At 68.4% G+C, this 18,794-nt stretch carries 13 protein-coding genes and 1 pseudogene; 5 read left to right on the top strand and 9 right to left on the bottom strand.

Going from position 1 to position 18,794, the window contains the following annotated elements; genetic code table 11:
- Positions 1-1,189 precede the first annotated feature (1,189 nt).
- Entirely contained in the window at positions 1,190-1,906 is a 717-nt protein-coding gene (locus AB0K12_RS31460; RefSeq protein ID WP_364569197.1) for a GntR family transcriptional regulator, read from the bottom strand.
- Positions 1,907-2,725: 819 nt separating this feature from the next.
- Between AB0K12_RS31460 and dapA the strand changes: the two genes are divergently transcribed.
- Positions 2,726-3,643, top strand: coding sequence for a 4-hydroxy-tetrahydrodipicolinate synthase (gene dapA / locus AB0K12_RS31455; protein ID WP_364569194.1), 918 nt, complete (start codon positions 2,726-2,728; stop codon positions 3,641-3,643).
- Between the two features lie 54 nt (positions 3,644-3,697).
- Positions 3,698-5,383: a ribonuclease J gene (locus tag AB0K12_RS31450; RefSeq protein WP_364569191.1), complete on the top strand. Its 1,686-nt coding sequence runs from the start codon at positions 3,698-3,700 to the stop codon at positions 5,381-5,383.
- Between the two features lie 85 nt (positions 5,384-5,468).
- On the opposite strand, the gene AB0K12_RS31445 is transcribed toward AB0K12_RS31450, so the two are convergent.
- The 3 genes and pseudogenes from AB0K12_RS31445 to AB0K12_RS31435 all read right to left on the bottom strand — a co-directional run.
- Positions 5,469-6,215 (bottom strand): ABC transporter permease subunit, encoded by a 747-nt coding sequence (locus AB0K12_RS31445; protein ID WP_364569188.1) that lies wholly within the window; start codon positions 6,213-6,215, stop codon positions 5,469-5,471.
- 393 nt (positions 6,216-6,608) lie between these two features.
- Positions 6,609-7,364, bottom strand: coding sequence for an ABC transporter permease (locus tag AB0K12_RS31440; RefSeq protein WP_364569186.1), 756 nt, complete (start codon positions 7,362-7,364; stop codon positions 6,609-6,611).
- A gap of 77 nt (positions 7,365-7,441) precedes the next feature.
- Positions 7,442-8,080 (bottom strand): annotated as a pseudogene (locus AB0K12_RS31435) (ATP-binding cassette domain-containing protein); the annotation flags it as partial.
- A gap of 112 nt (positions 8,081-8,192) precedes the next feature.
- Here AB0K12_RS31435 and AB0K12_RS31430 point away from each other — a divergent pair.
- Together AB0K12_RS31430 and AB0K12_RS31425 are read left to right on the top strand one after the other, a co-directional pair.
- Positions 8,193-9,812 carry a histidine kinase gene (locus AB0K12_RS31430; protein ID WP_364569183.1) on the top strand — a complete coding sequence of 540 codons (1,620 nt, stop codon included), beginning with the start codon at positions 8,193-8,195 and terminating at the stop codon, positions 9,810-9,812.
- Positions 9,809-10,450, top strand: a complete 642-nt coding sequence (locus tag AB0K12_RS31425; RefSeq protein ID WP_364569181.1) for a response regulator transcription factor — start codon at positions 9,809-9,811, stop codon at positions 10,448-10,450. Before AB0K12_RS31430 ends, AB0K12_RS31425 begins: the two co-directional genes overlap by 4 nt.
- A 62-nt stretch (positions 10,451-10,512) precedes the next feature.
- On the opposite strand, the gene AB0K12_RS31420 is transcribed toward AB0K12_RS31425, so the two are convergent.
- The 3 genes from AB0K12_RS31420 to AB0K12_RS31410 form a co-directional block, all read right to left on the bottom strand.
- The gene (locus AB0K12_RS31420; RefSeq protein ID WP_364569178.1) at positions 10,513-11,010 is read right to left on the bottom strand and encodes a DUF402 domain-containing protein; all 498 of its coding nucleotides are present in this window, start codon (positions 11,008-11,010) and stop codon (positions 10,513-10,515) included.
- Positions 11,011-11,815: 805 nt separating this feature from the next.
- Positions 11,816-13,003, bottom strand: coding sequence for a hypothetical protein (locus AB0K12_RS31415; protein WP_364569175.1), 1,188 nt, complete (start codon positions 13,001-13,003; stop codon positions 11,816-11,818).
- 1,020 nt (positions 13,004-14,023) lie between these two features.
- The gene (locus AB0K12_RS31410; RefSeq protein ID WP_364569172.1) at positions 14,024-15,295 is read right to left on the bottom strand and encodes a glucarate dehydratase family protein; all 1,272 of its coding nucleotides are present in this window, start codon (positions 15,293-15,295) and stop codon (positions 14,024-14,026) included.
- Positions 15,296-15,384: 89 nt separating this feature from the next.
- Here AB0K12_RS31410 and AB0K12_RS31405 point away from each other — a divergent pair, with 89 nt between their 5' ends.
- The gene (locus tag AB0K12_RS31405) at positions 15,385-16,854 is read left to right on the top strand and encodes an aldehyde dehydrogenase (NADP(+)) (RefSeq protein WP_364569169.1); all 1,470 of its coding nucleotides are present in this window, start codon (positions 15,385-15,387) and stop codon (positions 16,852-16,854) included.
- Positions 16,855-17,090: 236 nt separating this feature from the next.
- Here the strand turns inward: AB0K12_RS31405 and AB0K12_RS31400 are convergent, their stop codons facing one another.
- Both AB0K12_RS31400 and AB0K12_RS31395 read right to left on the bottom strand, forming a co-directional pair.
- Complete coding sequence (locus tag AB0K12_RS31400; RefSeq protein ID WP_364569632.1) at positions 17,091-18,050, bottom strand: 5-dehydro-4-deoxyglucarate dehydratase; 960 nt, start codon at positions 18,048-18,050, stop codon at positions 17,091-17,093.
- Positions 18,019-18,789 carry an IclR family transcriptional regulator gene (locus AB0K12_RS31395; RefSeq protein WP_355429373.1) on the bottom strand — a complete coding sequence of 257 codons (771 nt, stop codon included), beginning with the start codon at positions 18,787-18,789 and terminating at the stop codon, positions 18,019-18,021. The genes AB0K12_RS31400 and AB0K12_RS31395 overlap by 32 nt, the downstream gene beginning before the upstream one ends.
- Between the last annotated feature and the right edge of the window lie 5 nt (positions 18,790-18,794).

The raw sequence follows: 18,794 nt of genomic DNA, 5'->3' as shown, positions 1-18,794 counted from the left end.
GCGCGCCGTGCCCCGCGCGCCGTGCCCCGCGCGCCGTGCCCCGCGCGCTTTGCCGCTGCCGTAATCCGCGCTGCGCAGGTGGTCGGTCTCGGTCGGCGTCAATGTCTCGGTCATGGTCTTCACCGTGGACCGCAACAAGTCGGGGTCCCCGGTCCCGATTTGCTGCGCCAGCCGGAGATCAGGCGGCACACTGTTGTCGCGGCCATCACGTGGTTCCCTTCGATCTTTAATTGCGCCTTCGGAGGATCACGCGATGGCCGTCACCATTTCCCGGCGCCGCCCCTGTGAGCACGTCAAACTCGCGCACTCCTCCCGTGGGCGTAACCTCCTCGCGCTGCGCCGCGCACCCTTGCGCTGTGCACTTTTGCGCCGTGCATCCTCGCGTGCACTCGGCGCTCTGCTCGCCTGCTTCCGCGTGCGGTGGTGTCCGTCCCGGGCGGTGCGTGCCTGGGCGCGCGGGGTTGTGTCCGCCCGCCCGCGCCGAGGTCCAGATGCTCAAAGCTGAACCACAGGTACTTCCTCGTTACAGAGTTGGCGGCAGGCCCCGCCTCGGTGATCCCGCGCCATCGCGCATCTCGGGTCATGTATCCCATGACCGCCTCCGCGTCCATCGGTCCCGAGTCGGCCGCGCCGCCGCTCGAACTCGGACATTCGCCAGGAGGGATGGCCCGCGCTCCGGCTCAGAGGGCAGCAGCGAAGAAGTGGGCGTTGCCGGGAAGATGCGTGTCCTGGCTAGAGACACGTAACGGAGGGCTGGGCTCTGCATGAAGGCGCCCAGCTGGCCAGGGCGGCTCGAAGCGGGGAGCCGCATGGCCGCCAAGTTGCCTGAATAAGTGCAGCCGGCGGCGGAGCATGCCAAGCGAGGCGCACGCTCGAGAAAGGTCAGCAAGGGCCTTTGCGTGCGTGTGGAGGGTCGTGGCCATGCGAGGTCATTGCCCGGCCAGGTACAGGTGCGACGGGGGTATTCGGCCCGACGGGCGACGAAGCGTCTCTCGGTGTCGCCTGAGGCAGGACCTTGGAGCCGCTGCGCGCAGTGTGTCCTGGTGTGTTCCCGAACAGGGGCCGGAGGGTTGCGCGGCAGGGTGTTCAAGAAGCCGCGTGGGTGGCGGCATGGGGAGTATCGCGTGGATGAGTACCGAGGTGGGGAGCTCCGGGCGAGAGAGAAGGTGCTCGCCCGGAGCTCACCGTTCTAGACGGGCATGCTGTACATGACCCGGAATCGGTCGCCCGGGATGACGATGTCGCTCGTCTCCACCGGCCGGTCGCCCGCCCAATGCGTACGCTCCACGTGCAGCACGTGCACGCCGGCCGCCAGGTCGAGAACGTCGCTCTCCACCGGCCGCGGGATGCGGGTGTGCACGCTTTCGACGATCTCCGTGATCTTTATGCCGTGCGCGTACATCCGTGTGACGAATCCCCGCCGGTCCTCGTCGCTGTAGGAGGCGAACTCCCGCATCTCGTACGACGTGGCGAGTTGGAGGGGCCGGCCGTCGCCGCGGAAGACATAGCGGGTCCTGGTCAGCGTCGCCGTCTCGGGCAACCGGAGCCGCCGGGCGATGTCGGGGCCGGCTTCGGTGAGCTCGCTGTGCCAGTCCCACGTCACGCGTCTGCCCTGTGACTGCAGGTCGGCCGCGAAGGGGGCTGGATGATCGAGGAAACGCCATCGATGCAGCGCGGTCAGGTCGGGACGTTCTCGGACGTAATGTCCCGAGCCCACGCGGCCGATGATGAGGCCCTCGCCCGCGAGTACGCGCAACGCATGACGGGCGGCGGTCTCGCCGACCTGATATTTGCGGGTCAGCTGCGCCCGCGAAGGAATGGGCGCGCCGGGGGGAAGGGTGCCGTCGGTGATCTGTCGCCGGATGTCTTCGACGACACGCAGGTAGACCGGATCTGAGGTGGCCACTAGTCCATCCCTGGGGGTTCGTGTGAGGCGTTGCCCCATGTTGCCGTATTCGGCAGGTAACCGACCGTCATCGAAGGACGCTGGAGCCCCAACTTTGCGATGGCGGAAAATTATCGGAGAAACCCTGTAACGCCGGTGTAAGGGCGGCCGATTCTCCGATAGAGGTCGTCGATGTGTGTACCCCCGAGCACATATCGGCGACCTCTTCCATGTCGGCCTTGCCTGACCGCCGCCTACCTTAGTGACGTACGGCCAGGTGAGACCACCTTTTCTTGGTTCGAAGCCAAGGTCTTCTTGACCCTCCGCTCAGCCCCGCCGCAACGGCCGTCCGTCATGTCGAGGCCTGTCCCAGTACGTCCGCGCCGCCTTGTCCCCCTCCGTACGCGAGGGGATGCGTATGCCTAAGTGATCACTCCCTTGAGGGGTCATGCCCATGAAGATTGCTTTGCGTGGCGCTGCACCGGCTCGGGATGCGGAGTCCCGAGTAGCGAGCTACGCGCCGGTTTCAGCTGGAGCGCACCCTTAAGGGCGTGGCTTCGTGGCGATGCGGGCTGATTCGACCCTTTCGCGAGGGGAGGGCGCACATGTGATGGGGATCGTGGGGTGTGCCGCGGTGGCGTAGGTGGTCTGGGCGCCGGGTAGCCTGCGATGAGGGAGCGCGGCCGGCCACCGCGATGCGTCGTGACGGTCGGCTGGGTCATCCGGTGTCGTGCGCTGAGGCGTACAGATGCTGGCGAAAGGGGGCAAAACACGGCTCCGGGCAGGCGAAGCGGGGTGGCGACGTCCAATGGATTTCTGAATCCGGGTAGCGTTCGCACTATGGCATCGCCAACTGGAACCACCGACGCGCCCTTCGGCCGTATGCTGACCGCGATGGTCACGCCGTTCACCCCCGACGGTGAGGTCGATTACGCGGCTGTGCGACGTCTTGCCACCTATCTGGTGGACGAGCAGCGAAACGACGGTTTGATCGTCAACGGGACGACCGGTGAGTCGCCCACCACCTCCGACGAGGAGAAGCAGCGCATCGTCAGCGCTGTGCTGGACGCGGTCGGCGACCGCGCGACCGTGGTCGCGGGGGCGGGTACCAACGACACCCGCCACAGCGTCGAGCTCGCCAAGCAGGCGGCCCGCGCCGGCGCCCACGGCCTGCTCGTGGTGACGCCGTATTACAACAAGCCGCCGCAAGAGGGGCTTTACCAGCACTTCACCGCCGTCGCCGACGCGACCGACCTGCCGGTGATGCTGTACGACATTCCGGGACGCAGTGGCGTACCGATCAAGCTTGAGACTTTGCTGCGCCTGGCGCAGCACCCGCGCATCGTGGCCGTGAAGGACGCCAAGGGCGACCTGTTCGCCGCCAGCCAGGTGATGATCTCGACCGACCTCAAATTCTACTCCGGCGACGACCTGCTCAACCTGGCCTGGCTCTCCCTCGGGGCGGCCGGCTTCGTGAGCGTCGTCGGTCACGTGGTCGGGGCCGAGTTGGCCCGCATGATCGAGCTGCACAAGAGCGGCGACGTCGCGCAGGCCCTGGCCGTGCACAACCAGGTGACTCCCGTCGTGGACGGGATCATGCTGCGCGCGGGCGGCGCGATCATGGCAAAGGCGGCACTGAGCCTGGTGGGGATGCCGGCCGGTCCGGTACGGCTGCCGCTCGTGGACGCCACGGAGAAGCAAATCGCCGAGCTGCGTGCTTGCCTGGTGGCCGGCGGGGTGAAGTTGACAGATACCTAGGAACGGGGAGGAACCGGGAGTTTTGAGAACAAGATCTGACCATGGGGGCCGGGCATGAGCCATCCGCATCCTGAGCTTGGCCCCCCGCCGGCGCTGCCTGAGGGCGGCCTGCGCATCGTCGCGCTCGGCGGGTTGGGGGAGATCGGCAGGAACATGGCCGTCTTCGAGTATGAGGGTCGCCTGCTGATCGTCGACTGCGGGGTGTTGTTCCCCGAGCCCGACCAGCCGGGTGTCGACCTCATCCTGCCCGACTTCGAATACATCAGGGACCGGCTCGACGACGTCGAAGCCGTGGTGCTGACGCACGCCCACGAGGACCACATCGGGGCGGTACCGTACCTGCTGCGCGAGCGGCGCGACATTCCGCTCATCGGGTCCAAGCTCACCCTCGCGCTGATCGAGGCCAAGCTGACCGAGCACCGCATCCAGCCCGTCAAACGCGAGGTCGTCGAGGGTGAGCGGCACGTGTTCGGGCCCTTCGACTGCGAATTCCTCGCGGTCAACCACTCCATCCCCGACGCTCTGGCCGTCGCCATCAGGACTCCCGCCGGCATCGTGCTGCACACCGGCGACTTCCGCATGGACCAGTTGCCGAGCGACGGCCGCCTCACCGACCTCGGCGGCTTCGCCAGGCTCGGCTCCGAGGGCGTCGACCTGCTGATGTCGGACTCCACCAACGCCGAGGTGCCGGGGTTCGTCACCAGCGAACGGGAGATCGCGCCCGTCATCGACGAGGTGATCCGCACCTCCGAGCAGCGCGTCATCGTCGCCAGCTTCGCCTCCCACGTGCACCGCATCCAGCAGGTCATGGATGCCGCCGCCAAGCACGGCCGCAAGGTGGCGCTGGTCGGACGGTCGATGGTGCGGAACATGGGCGTGGCCCGCGACCTCGGCTACCTCAAGGTGCCGCCGGAGCTGATCGTCGACTCCCGCGACATCGAGGAATGGCCGCCCCAGGACGTGGTGCTGATCTGCACCGGCTCCCAGGGCGAGCCGATGGCGGCGCTGTCGCGGATGGCCAACCGCGATCACCCGATCCGCATCGCCGCGGGTGACACGGTGCTGCTGGCCTCGTCGCTGGTGCCCGGCAACGAAACCGCGGTCAACAAGGTCATCAACGGCCTGACCAGGTGGGGCGCCCGCGTCGTGCACAAGGGCAACGCCAAGGTGCACGTCTCCGGCCACGCGGCCGCAGGCGAGCTGCTGTACGTGCTCAACCTGACGCGTCCCTCCAACTTCATGCCCGTGCACGGCGAGTGGCGTCACCTGCGGGCGCACGCCAAGCTGGCCGAGCTCACCGGCGTGCCCAAGGACCACATCGTGATCGCCGAGGACGGCGTCGTGGTGGACCTGGTCGACGGGCGGGCGCGGATCGCGGGCGCCGTCCACGCCGGATACGTCTACGTCGACGGCTCGTCCGTGGGTGAGATCACCGACACGTCCCTGAAGGATCGCAGGATCCTCGGCGACGAGGGATTCATCTCCGTGGTCGTCGTGGTCGACTCCAACACCGGCAAGCTCACCGCGGGGCCGGAGATCCACGCGCGTGGGTCGGGCATCGATCCGGCGCAGTTCGACGAGTTCATCCCGCAGATCCAGCGGGCCCTGGAGGAGAAGGCCGCGGACGGCGTGATCGACACGCAGGAGATCCGCCGGGTCGTGCGGCGTACGGTGGGTCGCTGGGTGAGCGACACCTACCGCCGTCGGCCGATGATCATCCCGGTGGTGCTCGAGGTGTGAGCCTCCGGACGGTACGGCAGGTGTCTTCGCCTGCCGTACCCGCCCGGTGGCCGGCGGCCTGCGCGCCGGCTTGTGGTTGCGCATGTCAGACGTCCCTTCGGCGTATCAGTACGGTGGCGGCGAGAAGCGGGACGGCCGCGTAGCCGATCATGACGGCTGCTGCTCCCAGCGGGGACAGCAACGAGCCGTAGACCGAGGAGGCGTTGGTGTCGCCGATGAGCTGGCGGGGCAACGCGCCGATCATCAGTGACCCGAGGGTCTCGCTCCAGGGCTCGGGGAGATTGCCGATGATGATCGGCAACACGTAGACGAGACCTGCGACGACGGCGATCGCGGCCGCCGGTGAGCGCAGGAGCGCCCCCAGCCCGAGGCCGAGCAGCGCGAACACGGGCACCGTCAAGGTGAGCGCGATCAGGAGCGGCAGCCGGTCGCCGATGGCGGTGGCGTAGGCGCCGGCGAATCGGTCGCCGATCGCACTCCTGACCGCCGCGTACGTGCCGAAGACGGCTACGGCTCCGATGACGAGGGACAGGACCGTGACGGTCGCCGCCTTGGCTGCCAGCAGGGGCCGGCGGCGGGGCACGATTGCGAAACTCGTTCTGATCAGGCCCGTCGTGTACTCGGACGTCATGGCCAGCACGCCGAGGACACCCATCGCCAGCTGAGGGACGATCACGAACACCTCTTCCAGGTACGCGATCCTGGCGATGGCCTGCCGCCCGGGTGAGGCGGCGTCGTACGTGCCCGCGGCCGTAACGGCGAGCGCGAGGCCCAGGAGGATGGTGCTGAGGGCCAGGCCGACGGTCAGGTAGGTCGAGCGGACCGACCGCATTTTCACATATTCAGAGGTCAGAACGCTCATTTCGCATCCACTCCGTCGTCAAGGTGAGGCAGGGTCTGCCGGGTTGTCAGGGAACAAGGAGCGCGTCGGTCGTTAGGGGCAGGGCGTCTGCGGGTCCTTGCGCGCAGGTATGCGTGGGGCCGACATGCGCGGGCGTATGTCGGGTCGTCACGTGTGGGCGTGCGTTGGGTCGTCACGTGCGGGGGTGTGTCGGGTCGTCACGTGCAGGTTCGCGTCGAGTTGTCGCGCGTGCGGGTGTGCGTTGAGTCGTATGGTCACAGGGCCGGGTTTGCGCCGGGCATTAGAGGGTTAGGCGAGGGCGGGTTGTCACGGTCGAGGTGAGGCCTGGCGGTGACACGAGCGGTTGTTCGGTGGGGCCGCCGGTCATGCGTCTCTCCATTTGAGAGCGGAGTAGCCGACGGCGAGGGCGATGGTCGGGTACGCGACCAGTAAGGCCAGCGCGGCCCAGGGCGGCAGGAAGCCGTCTCCTAACTGCGAGGACACGCGCTGACCGCCGATCTGGGGCGCGAGGTTCGGCAGGAGGATCGAGGCCATGCGCGCGTTCCACGGAGGTGGCAAGTAGGTGACCACTCCCGGCACGACGAACAGCAGCGCGACCAGCGACGCGATGGCGCCCGCCGTGGAGCGGATGGCGGCGCCGAGGCCGAGCCCCACCAGCGCCAGCGCGGTCACTGACAGGCCAGAGGCGAGCACAGTGGTCCAGCTCTCGGCGAACGAAACTTCGTTGAAGCCGAGATGGCGGCCGTTCGCGATCAGTCGGCTCATGACGAAGGTGACCAGGAGCACTGCGTTGGCCGTCACCAACGTCGCCAGCCCCACCACTGCGGCCTTGGCCAGGAGTAAGGCACCGCGCTTGGGGACCGTGACGAGACTGGTGCGAATCAGGCCGGTGGCGTACTCGGAAGCGATCGCCAGCACGCCCAGCACGGCCAGGCTGATCTGCAGGAGAGGCAGGATGCCCTGCTCGGGCGCGGCTGCGCTCAGCGTGCCGCGAACGTCGGCCAGGTCGCGCACGTAGAGCGTCCAGCCGATGCCCAGGACCACCATGAGGGCTGCCGTGCCGAGCGCGTAGTAGGTCGAGCGGAGCTTCAGCCACTCCGAGGCGAGGACCGGCTTCATCGGGTAGCTCCGTATTGCACGCTGCCGGCCGTCAGGGCGAGGTAGGCGTCTTCGAGCGAGGGGTAGCGCGCCGTCAGCTCGGCGACCGTGGCCTGCTCGATGAGTCTGCCCCGGCCCACGATGACGATGCGCTCGGCGGTGAGGGCCATCTCGCTCATGAGGTGGCTGGAGAGCAGGATCGTGCGGCCCTCGGCGGCCAGCGCGCGCATGAGGTCGCGGATCCAGCGCACGCCGTCGGGGTCGAGACCGTTGACCGGCTCGTCGAACATCAGCACCCCGGGATCGCCGAGCAGCGCGGCGGCGATGCCGAGGCGCTGTTTCATGCCCAGGGAGAAGCCGCCCACGCGTTTGCGAGCCACGTCCGCGAGGCCGACCTGCTCGAGCACCTCGGAGACGCGCTTGGGGCCGATGTCGTTGGTGAGGGCAAGGCTGAGCAGGTGGTTGTAGGCGCTGCGGCCGCCGTGGACCGCGCCCGCGTCGAGGAGCGCGCCGACCTCGCGCATCGGTCTGCGCAGCGACGTATATCGGCGGCCCTTGACCAGGGCCTGGCCGGAGGTCGGCGCGTCGAGCCCGAGGATCAGGCGCATCGTGGTCGACTTGCCCGCGCCGTTGGGGCCGAGGAAGCCGGTGACGTGACCGGGCTCGACCGTGAAGGACAGGTCGTCGACGGCGAGGGTGGAGCCGTAGCGCTTCGTCAGGTGCTGAAGTTCGATCACGGCGTAAAGAATGCTGGGCGGCGGCAGGCCGGCGCGTCGGACCACGGTACGAACTTCAAGGTCAGACCCTGGGTTGACGTGCCACGCCGCCGCAGCGGCTACGGTTCAACGCGTGAACGACACGCATCCCTTCTTCGCCAGGCACCTCAGCCGGCGCCAGCTGGTCGCGCTCGACCTGGTCGCGGGGCTCTGTCTGGCGTTCCTGCTCTTCACGGTCATGGTCAACGCCGTCACGATGCCGCCATGGATGCGGCTGGCCCTTCCGCTCGGACTGGGGCTGCCGATCGCCGTGCGCAGGGTGTGGCCCATGCCCGTCTTCTGCCTCACGCTGGTGCTCGCCCTCTATGCAGCGCTGGTCGGCACGGTGGGACATGCCTATCTGGCGCCCGCGTACGCGCTGTACATCGTCGCCCTGTCCGACAGGCTCGGCGCGGTGGTGCCGACGTCGGCCATCGCGGCGGTGAGCCTGGTCACCGTCCTGGGGCTGACGGTGGCCGGCACGTCGCGAGTCGGTGCGCCCGACTGGATGGTCCACCTCGACCAGCCGCTGCTGGGCATCGGGGCGCTGGGCGGGGCGTGGACGATCGGCAGGGCGGTGCAGGAGCGCAGGTCGTACGCGGCGCGTGAGGCCGAGCGGCTGGCGGCGCAGGCCGTCACGGAGGAGCGGTTAAGGCTCGCTCGTGAGCTGCATGACGTGGTCACGCACAGTGTGGGACTGATCGCCATCAAGGCAGGGGTCGCCAATCACGTTCTCGCGTCCAGGCCGCAGGAGGCACACGATGCCTTGCGCGTGATCGAGACGGCCAGCCGGAGCGCGCTCGTGGAGATGCGTCACCTGCTCGGCGTGCTGAGATCGTCGGACGCTCCCGACCGCACGCCCGCGCCCGGACCGGCCGGCATCGAGCGGCTGGTGGAGCAGGCGCGGCTGGCCGGGGTGGACGTGGACCTCGACCTCCACTTCGCACCGGATGCTGCTGCCGGTGGTTCGGCGGCTAGCGGCCCGGCGACCGCCGACGCTGGCACCAGCGGTTCTGGGGGCTGCGGATCTGCGGTTCGTGGTTCGGTGGTCGACGGTTCTGGGGTCGGCGGTTCTGCGGTCGGCGGCCCGGTAGCTGGTGGTTTGTTGGCTTCGTCGGGTGCTGGCTCCGCAGCCGGTGGTTCGCCGGCGGTTAACTCGGTGGTCGACGGTCATGGGGTCGGCGGTCGTGCGCTCGGAGGTCGTGCGGTCGGCGGCTCTGCAGCTGGTGGTTCTGCGGACGGCGGGTCGTGGGCCGGTGATTCTCCGGCGGGCAGCTCGATGGTGGGCGGTCATGCGGTCGGCGGTCGCGGGGTCAATGGCCGTGCGGTCGGTGGTTCTGCAACTGGTGGTTCTGCAGCTGGTGGTTCTGCGGATGGTGGGTCGTCGGCTGGTCGTGTCGGGGATTGGGCGCGGCTGCCTGAGGGTGTGGGGCTGTCGGTCTACCGCATCGTGCAGGAGGCGCTCACGAACGTGGTCAAGCACGCCGCACCTGCTCGGTGCCGGGTGTCCGTGGTGGCGGATGAGAAGGAGGTGCGGATCGAGGTGCTTGATGATGGCCCGAGGAAACGCACCTTGCCGTCCGATGGCTCGGGGCATGGCCTGATCGGCATGCGGGAGCGGGTCAGTATGTACGGCGGTACGTTCGAGGCGGGGAGCCGACGTGGGCGGGGGTTCCGGGTTTTCGCGACATTGCCTTATGGGGAGGGTTTGTGATTCGCGTGGTCGTCGCCGATGATCAGGCGCTTATTCGGGGGAGTTTCACCGTACTGGTCGATTCTGAGCCTGACCTTACGGTGGTGGGTGAAGCGGCGACTGGAGCGGAAGCCGTTGCCGTCGCGCTGGAGCAGCAGCCTGATGTGGTGTTGATGGATGTACGGATGCCGGAAATGGACGGCATTGAAGCCACGCGCCGTATCAAAGACGTTTCCCGAGTGCTCGTCGTGACCATGTTCGACCTTGACGCTTATGTGTATGACGCGCTCCGAGCGGGGGCCAGTGGATTCCTCCTGAAGGACACGCCGCCTGCGGACTTGCTCTCCGCCGTCCGCGTGGTCGCCCGGGGAGAAGCGCTGCTGGCGCCTGCGGTGACGCGGCGGTTGATCGAGGAGTTCACGCGGGCTCCTGTTCTGCCGAGGGTGAAAGGGCTGAACGGCGTCACCGAGCGGGAAAAGGAAGTGTTAATGTTGATCGCGAGAGGCTTGTCGAATAATGAGATAGCCGCCCATCTGCAAGTGAGTCTGGCGACAGTGAAGACACACATCACCCGGTTGCTGGCCAAGTTGGAGGCCCGGGATCGGGCGCAGCTCGTTATCGCGGCATATGAAAGCGGACTGGTTGCGGCCTCCGGGTGATGTGTGATCAGGGTGTTGATGATGATAGCCTTGGTTTTCGATCAGGTCTCAGTTTGATGCATTCATGAAGCTTGTGCTTGCCAGGACAAGTGTGCTCCGCCGAACGGGCCCTGCCTTTTCGCGACTGCGTCGAGAAGCCAGCGTGCTGATTCTTCCGCTTGTTTGATCAATTCGGTGGGATAGTTCAAGAGAAGCTGATGCTCGGCGAATTCGTCTTCGTCGTCGAGAATGAGACGTCCGTTCCTCAGCCTGATGACGTCCAGGTCGAGGTCGAGCATGGTGACCTCGTCGTCTCTCCACTCCGGCACCGTGGTGACGTCGATGTAGAGGTCGCTCTTGTGGGGCGGGATGTGAAATGAGGCAGTCCACCAGGCGTTTCGGGGGAACAGCATGGTGACCGGGGTCTCCCAGGTGACAGGCGGTTCATCGCCTTTACGAGCTAACGTCCCGCCGGGCACGTCCACCCAGACGCCGTGCTCGTCCTCACCGAGCACGCGGCCGGGGTGGTTCCAGTGCAGTGCGCCGCCGTATTTCCTGAAGACGATTCGCACATCGTTCATGCAGTGGTATGTATCCGGAGCCAGCGCGGCTCACACGGAATCTTAAGTGTTAGGGCCGTAGCAGCACGACGGGGTTCAAAGGAACGCGACGGTGTCAGGGCTGGCCAATCCTTTGGACGGGCGGCGCTGTATCGACCCCAAACGGTGTGCGAGGAGGTGGGGCGGGGATGGCGGACCTTTGCTCGGCAGAAGTTGTGGGATGCAGGAAAGTATGCGAGGAGGCGGGGCTGCTCCTCGCCGAGGTGGTGCGCTGGCGGAAGGTTGCAAAGTCCGAATCGTGGTTCGAGGGTGATGCTGGGAACAATGCGGCGGTACGGGGTCGGCCCAGGTGCGAGAACGCGGTGGTGAGGGTGCGCCGGTTAGCGGTGAGGGTGGGGTTGCATCTCGCGGGACCGGCATCCCGGAAGGGGGCCATCTCGCGTGAGGCTGTACGGGGGACTGGCATCCGCATGAGGCTGTATCGCGGGGACCGGCATTCGCGTGGGGTGGCACCTCGCGTGGGGCTGCATCCCGCATGGGGGTGTTCCCCCCTTTGAGGCGAGGTTTGAGGTGCGGCGGCGAGACGCAGCGGTGAGGGTGGTGTTCGGGGCGGTGAGAGGCAGCGGTGAGGGTGGTGTTCGGGGCGGTGAGAGGCAGCGGTGAGGGTGGTGTTCGGGGCGGCGAGGGCTGTGGGTGGGGCGGTGCTTAGGTCGGGGTGGTGAGGGCGTGAGGGTGTGAGCTGGGGCGCGAAGGGTGGGGCTGGGAGGCCGGAGCGATTGGGGAACGTGCGGCCGGCCTCCCTTCCCACCCAGCACAGACGTGGTGGCTAGGGCAGGAGGGTGAGGGCCCGCGCTAGGGCTGACAGGCGTTGGGGAGAGGCCAGGCCGGCGTGGTAGAGGTGGTATTCCGTGGCTCCTGCCTTGCTGTACGTCCTCAGTTGGTCGGCCAATACCTCTGGGTCGGCGGGGCGTGGGGGGAGGGCCAATACGTAGGCGCCTACTCGTTGGGGCTCGTTCGTCAGAGTCTTGAGGCGGGTCAGGCGGGTGGCGTCCGTGGAGGGGTCGCCCCAGCAGTTGGCCACCAGGACGTCCGCGTTCGGTTCGCCTGCGGGGAGAGGGGCGAAGGCGCCTGTCGACCAGGGGTCGGGGTTGGCGTGGAGGGTGATGGGGACGCTGGGGGCGGACTTCTTCGCCACTGCGATCAGGCGTTGGCGGAGGGTGGTGGTCAGGGTGGTGCGGGCTTCGCGTACCTCGTCTGCCAGGTCGCCTAGGGCTTGTTCGGCTGAGAGCGGAGGGGTGGCGGTGCGAGCTGTGCTTGCTGATTTCTGCGTGGCGGTGGCTTCGGGGTGGTGGCTGAATGTTGTGGTGCGGTCTATTGCGGAGCGGACCACTGCCCTTGTCTGGTCGGGGTATCGAGTGGCGCAGTTTTTGCAGAAACACAGGGAGAGGAGGTCGATGTCCGCCGGGGTCCAGTCGGCGCCGGAGGTCTTTTCGTGGACGGTTTGGTGGCCGAAGCCCATGGGGCCGCAGGCCTCCAGGATCAGGCCGTCCGGTTCTCCTAGTGTCAGGGTTTCTCTGACCAGGGCCTCGCAGTATTCGATGACGTCCTCGTGCGATGGGCACAGGGCGTACGGGTATGCGTCGCCGAAGGCGTTGCGGACGACCAGGTCGGGGTTGGCCGCGCCGAGGTGGGAGTTATGGGTGAGGACCGTCCAGGCGTGCACCTGGAGGCCGACTGCCTTGAGGGCGTCCCTGGCCTGGAGGTAGGCGTCTGCCGGGGTCCAGGTGGGGACGGCGGGTACCAGGCGGGACCAGGAGGCTGGGCGGATCGGGAGGTAGAAGGCCGGGTACGGCACGTCCAGGACGCGGTGGGCCGGATGGTACGGCGTGGCCGCTCGTGTCGAGTGGTAGCTGGCCGCCAGTGCGACCGCCTCGACGCCCAGGTCGGCCAGACGGCTGGGGGCCGACGGGTCACCGACCACGTCCCAGGGGTACAGGTAGGCGACGTTCACCACAGGGTCTCCTTGCTGGATGTGTCTTCGTTAGGGATGGGGGATAGGTCGATGGATTTGTCGGTGGGAGTCATAGGAAGGGGCTAGGGGTGCTTCTTCCCAGCCGGAACGGAGGAACGGTGGGGTCCAGTCCGGTCCTTGCCGGGAGTGATCTGTGGGTGACGGTTCTCGCAGATAAGAGTCGGTGAGGTCCGTTCGTGCGCATTTGAGTCGGTGGTTCGTTCCGCGCGAATGGGAGTCGGTCCGATCCGTCCCTCGGAATTGGAGTCCGTAGGTGATGGTCCATGGGGCACGGTTCGTGGGGCACGGTTCGTGGGGCGCACGGTTCGTGGGGCGCACGGTTCGTGGGGCACGGTTCGTGGGGCACGGTTCGTGGATGAGGGTGCATCCCGATCTGATCGCAGGCCAGCCAGGGCGCGCCCTCCTTTGTGGGGGCGGAGGTGGAAAGCGCTTCGGCCCTGGTCTGAGGTGGGAGAAGGAGCTTTCGGCCTGGGACCGAAGGTGGGTGAGGGGGTTTCGCTCTCTGGTTGAGGGCAGCTGAGAAGGCTTCTGTCCTCAACCTGAGGGGTTTCTGCCCCCAGCTTGGGGTGGGCGAGAGGGCCTCTGCGCCCAGCCTGAGGCTGAGGGGTGGGGAAGACGGTTTCCGCCCCCAGCCTCAGGGTGGGTGTAAGGGCTTGCGGCTTCAACTTGAGGTGGGTGGGAGGGCCTTCGGGCCTGGCGTGAGGCAGGTGAGGGAGCTTGCTCTGTTCGACCAGAGGTGGGCGGAGAAGTCTTGCGGCTCTGGCGTGAGGCAGGTGGGGGAGCCCGTTGCACCCGACCGGGTGGGGCAGCAGGAGGCTTCCGTCGCTGCCTGGAGGTGGGCACTGAAGACTTCCGTCTCCGGCCAGACGTGGGCGCGGAGGGCTTTTGTCTCCGGTCAGAGGCAGGCGTGGAGGGCTTCCGTCGCTGGCCGGAGGTGGGTGGAGCGGGCTTCTGTCTTTGAGGAGAAGCGGGGTGAAGAGGGGCGTGTTGGGCAAGGGCGGGTTACCAGCGGGGGCGGGTGGCGGTGAAGGACGGGGTGAAGCGTTGCATGTACGACGTGTCGTCCCGTGCCGTGATTCCGCACTTCTTGTACTGCTCGTTCATCGTCGCCAGCGCGTCGCGGTCGAGTTCTACGCCGAGGCCCGGAGCGGTGGGGACGGGGACGGCGCCGTTCTCGAAGCGGAGGGCGCCGGGCTTGACCACGTCCTGGCCGTCCTGCCAGGGCGTGTGCGTGTCGCAGGCGAACGTCAGGTTCGGGGTGGCGGCGGCCAGGTGGGTCATGGCGGCCAGGCTGATCCCGAGGTGGGAGTTGGAGTGCATCGACATCGACAGGCCGAAGGCGTCGCACATCGCGGCCACGTGCGACGAGCGTACGAGGCCGCCCCAATAGTGGTGATCGAGGAGGAGCACGCCGATCGAGCGGGCGGTCATGGCGGGCGGGAAGTGTTCGGGGGTGACCACGCACATGTTGGTGGCGAGGGGCATGGGGACGGCGGCGGCGACCTCGCCCATGCCCTCGATGCCCGGCGTCGGGTCCTCCAGGTACTGGAGCGTGCCCTCGAGTTCGCGGCCCACGCGGATCGAGGTCGCCACCGACCAGGCGGCGTTCGGGTCGAGGCGGAGGGGCACGCCGGGGAACGCGTCGTGCAGGGCGCGGATCGCGGAGATCTCCTGGTCGGGCGGGTAGACGCCGCCCTTGAGCTTGATGGACTCGAAGCCGTACTCGTCGATGAGCAGTTTCGCCTGCTGCACGATGCCCGCTTCGTCCAGGGCGGCGCCGAAGCGGTCCGGCTCCTCGCCGGGGTGGCCGGCCCACTTGTAGAAGAGGTACGCACTGTACGGGACGGCGTCCCTGACCTTGCCGCCCAGCAGGTCACTGACCGGCACGCCGGCCGCCTTGCCGCGGATGTCGAGGCAGGCCACCTCGAAGGGGGAGAAGACGCGGTCGATGCTTTTCTCCTTGGTGGCGGCGCCGGTCAGGCCATGGAGATCGGTCACCGTGCCGCCGACGGTCGCGGCGATCCTCGCGTACATCTCGTTGAGCGCGTGGACGTCGAGACCGACCAGAGCGTCGGCGCAGTCGCGTACCTTGGCGAGATGGTGCAGGTCACCGTAGGTCTCGCCCAACCCGGTCAGACCTTCGTCGGTGACGACCTCGACAATGGTGCGCAGGGCCCACGGCTCGTGGACTCCGGCGGCGTTGAGAAGAGGCGGATCCCTGAAGGCGACGGGAGTTACGTGGACCTGCCTGATGATCATGCGCTCGCCGTCCATGTATGTGAACAATGGCCAGATTTGTGGACAAGTTGCCGCAACTGTAAGAATCAGGTGGAAGAAGTGTCAAGCATCCGAAGGGCCTTTCGATGATCTACGGACACGACCCCAGGACCGGCGAAACCGTGGGCGCCGCCCTGCCCGAGACCGACAGCGCCGGTGTCGACAGGATCGTTTCCGCGGCGGCCGCTGCCGGAGCGGCGTGGCGGGCGACGCCGGCGGCCGAGCGGGCCGTCGTGCTGGAAGCCGTCGCCGACGCGCTCTCCGCCCATGTGGACGAGCTGTGGCAGCTCGCCGACCAGGAGACCGCGCTCGGCGAGGGACGCCTGCGCGGCGAGGTCGCGCGTGCCGCGGGGCAGTTCAGGCTGTTCGCCGAGGTCATCAGGGACGGCGGCTACCTTGAAGCGATCATCGACCACGCCGACGCCTCGCTGACGCCGCCCAGGCCCGACGTACGCCGGATGAAGCACGCGCTGCCGGGTGTGGTGGCGGTGTTCGCGGCCAGCAACTTCCCGTTCGCGTTCTCGGTGGCCGGCGGCGACACCGCCTCGGCGCTGGCGGCCGGGTGCCCCGTGGTGGTCAAGGCGCATCCCGGGCACCCCAACACGTCCGAGCGGGTTGCCAAGATCATCAGCGAGGCGCTGCCGAACCCCGACCTGCTCGGCCTGGTCCAGGGCATGCAGGCCGGTGCCGACCTCGTCCGGCATCCCGCGGTCGTCGCGGCCGGGTTCACCGGGTCGGTGGCCGGCGGCAAGGCCATCCAGAAGCTGATCGACGAGCGGGAGACGCCCATCCCGTTCTACGGCGAGCTCGGTAGCGTCAACCCCGTGGTCGCGCTGCCGTCGGCGCCGGTCAAGGAGGTGGCGGCGGGGTTCGCCGCATCGCTGACGCTCGGGGTCGGGCAGTTCTGCACCAACCCCGGCCTGCTGTTCGTGCCCGAGGGGGACGAGCTGCGCAAGGCGATCGTGGAGGCCGTCGAGGGTACGGCCGGCGGTCCCATGCTGGCCGAGCGCATCCGTGACGGTTACCTCGGCGGCGTCGAGCGGCTGGGTGAGCTGCAGCTGCTGGCCGAGGGCAAGCCGGGTGAGGGCAGCTGGGCGGTCACGCCGAAGGTGTTCACCGCCGACCTCGACACGTTCGCGGCCAAGCTGCCGGAGATCGGGGAGGAGTGCTTCGGGCCCGCCTCCATCGTGGTCACCTACCGCGACGTGGCCGACCTGCGGCCGGTGCTTGAGCGGCTCGAAGGTTCGCTGACCGCCAGCGTGCACGGGGTGGCGCCGGAGGAGGCGTCCGAGGTCGTCGAGGTGCTGGGCAGGAAGGCCGGGCGGCTCATCTGGAACGGCTGGCCGACCGGGGTCGCCGTGTGCTGGGCCATGCACCACGGCGGGCCTTGGCCGTCCGCCACCACGACCTCCACGTCGGTCGGGGCCACCGCGATCGAGCGGTGGGTGGCGCCGACGGCGTACCAGGACTGGCCTGAGGCGCTGCTGCCTGAGGAGCTCAAGGACGCGAACCCGCTGTCCATCCCGCGCCGGGTGGACGGCCGCCTCCAGGTGTGAGCCTTCGGACGAGGTGAGCCGGCGGGAGGGCTCGCCGGTCGGGCGATGAGGTGATTCCACCTCGCCCGGTCCGGCGGGCCCTTCGTCGTTCCGGGCGTGAGAGGGAAGAAAGTCAGGGACGCGAGGGGGCGAGCTCCGATGCGCGATCGGGTGCCAGGGGGAGCGGCTTCAACGGTTGGTCGTGCGGGGGAGGCCGGCTCCAGAGCGATCGGGGCGCGGCCGAGGGCGGGGACGGGTCAGAAGCCGGTCAGGGAGAGGCCGGTGGTGAGGATTCGTTCGAGCTTTTCCAGGTGCTCTCGGTCGGGGTCCACCAAGGGGGCTCGGACGCCGCCCACCTCCAGCCCCCGCATCCGTACGCCCGCCTTGACCAGGGAGACGGCGTAGCCGGGGGCGAGGTCCCTGAGCTGGACGAGGGGGAGATAGAAGTCGGTCAGGAGGCGTTGGACCAGGACCTCGTCGCCGCCGGTGACGGCCTTGTGGAAGGCGAGGGCGATCTCGGGGGCGAAGGCGAAGACGGCGCTGGAGTACAGGGTGACGCCGAGGCCGCGGTAGGCGGGCACGGTGAGCTCGGCGGTGGGGAGGCCGTTGAAGAAGGTGAAGGGCTCCGAGGTGGCCTGGCGGACGGTCAGGATGATGCGTTGCAGCAGGTCGAAGTCGCCGAGCCCGTCCTTGAAGCCGATCACCTGGGGCACGTCGGCGGCGAGCGTGGCGACGGCGGACGGGGTGAAGCGGGCGGTGCCGCGCTGGTAGACGATGACGGGCAGGTCGGTGACGGAGGCGACGTCGCGGACGTACTGGATGAGGCCGGAGGTGGGGCCGGTGACCAGGTAGGGCGGCATGAGCAGCAGGCCGTCGGCGCCCTGGGAGGCGGCCGCCCGGGCGAGCGCGCGGGCGGTGGGGAGCGGGCCGCCGGCCCCGGCGAAGACGGGGACGCGGCCGGCGGTGGCGGTGACGGCGGTGGAGACGACCCGGGTGTACTCGGCGGGGTCGAGGGCGTTGAACTCGCCGGTGCCGCACGCGGCGAACACTCCTCCGGCTCCGGCGGCGACCCCGGCGGCCACGTGGCGGGCGAGGACGGGTTCGGCGAGGCCGCCGTCCTGGCCGAAGGGGGTCACGGGGAAGAAGAGAACGCCGTCTAACCGCATCAACGGTCCTTCCTGGGGACTAGCGGATGCCCTCCCTGCGCAGGGTGGCAGCCAGCTTGCGGGTGTGTTTGATGATCGATTCGGTGATGCGCTCGACCTCGGCGGGCGGCAGCCCGGCGGGCATCGAGCAGCTGATCGCGTCGGTGGCCGGGATGCGGTAGTCGACCGCGACGGCCACGCAGGCCACGCCGGGCGTGCCCTGCTCGCGTTCGTAGGACCAGCCGCGGGTGCGGACCTGGTCGAGTTCGCCGGTGAGCTTGGTCAGGTCGGTGATGGTGTGCTCGGTGAGCGCGACGAGCGGGGTCGGGAGCAGGGCGACCACCTCGTCGTCGGTGAGCTGGGCGAGCAGCACCTGGCCGAGCGCGGTGACGTGGGCGGGCAGCCGCCGCCCGACGCGGGGGATGACGTGGTCGGCCTCGCGGGACTCGCGGGTGGCGAGGTAGAGGACGTGGGCGCCGTCACGCCGGGCGAAGTGCACGGTCTGCCCGATCTCGTCACGCAGGTCCTCCAGGCAGTCCTGGGCGAACGGCAGCGCCGGGTCCTTGTCGAGGTAGGCCGTGCCGGTGAGCAGCGCGTGGGGGCCGATCCCGAAGGCGGACCTGGCCGAGTCGGTCTCGACCCAGTTGAGCTCGACGAGCGTGCGCATGAGCGCGTGCAGGCTGCTGCGCGGGAACCCGGTGCGCTGCTGCAGCTCGGAGAGCGTCAGGTGGTCGTGCGACTCGGCGAGCGTCTCCAGGATGCGTACGGTCCGCTCCGCGGACTTGACCAGCGGGGGCTGCTCCATGCTCATCCCAT

Origin of the sequence: Nonomuraea sp. NPDC049419 (assembly GCF_040676995.1) — a bacterium.
GTDB classification, from domain to species: domain Bacteria; phylum Actinomycetota; class Actinomycetes; order Streptosporangiales; family Streptosporangiaceae; genus Nonomuraea; species Nonomuraea salmonea.
Note: the sequence above shows the minus strand (reverse complement) of the source record. Positions and strands in the feature narration are given on the sequence as shown.

What these genes read in the sequence shown, in the direction of transcription:
- AB0K12_RS31395 (WP_355429373.1), bottom strand. Translation starts at nt 18,789, where the DNA reads ATGAGCATGGAGCAGCCCCCGCTGGTCAAGTCCGCGGAGCGGACCGTA.
- dapA (WP_364569194.1), top strand. Translation starts at nt 2,726, where the DNA reads ATGGCATCGCCAACTGGAACCACCGACGCGCCCTTCGGCCGTATGCTG.
- AB0K12_RS31405 (WP_364569169.1), top strand. Translation starts at nt 15,385, where the DNA reads ATGATCTACGGACACGACCCCAGGACCGGCGAAACCGTGGGCGCCGCC.
- AB0K12_RS31420 (WP_364569178.1), bottom strand. Translation starts at nt 11,010, where the DNA reads ATGAACGATGTGCGAATCGTCTTCAGGAAATACGGCGGCGCACTGCAC.
- AB0K12_RS31440 (WP_364569186.1), bottom strand. Translation starts at nt 7,364, where the DNA reads ATGAAGCCGGTCCTCGCCTCGGAGTGGCTGAAGCTCCGCTCGACCTAC.
- AB0K12_RS31410 (WP_364569172.1), bottom strand. Translation starts at nt 15,295, where the DNA reads ATGGACGGCGAGCGCATGATCATCAGGCAGGTCCACGTAACTCCCGTC.
- AB0K12_RS31450 (WP_364569191.1), top strand. Translation starts at nt 3,698, where the DNA reads ATGAGCCATCCGCATCCTGAGCTTGGCCCCCCGCCGGCGCTGCCTGAG.
- AB0K12_RS31445 (WP_364569188.1), bottom strand. Translation starts at nt 6,215, where the DNA reads ATGCGGTCGGTCCGCTCGACCTACCTGACCGTCGGCCTGGCCCTCAGC.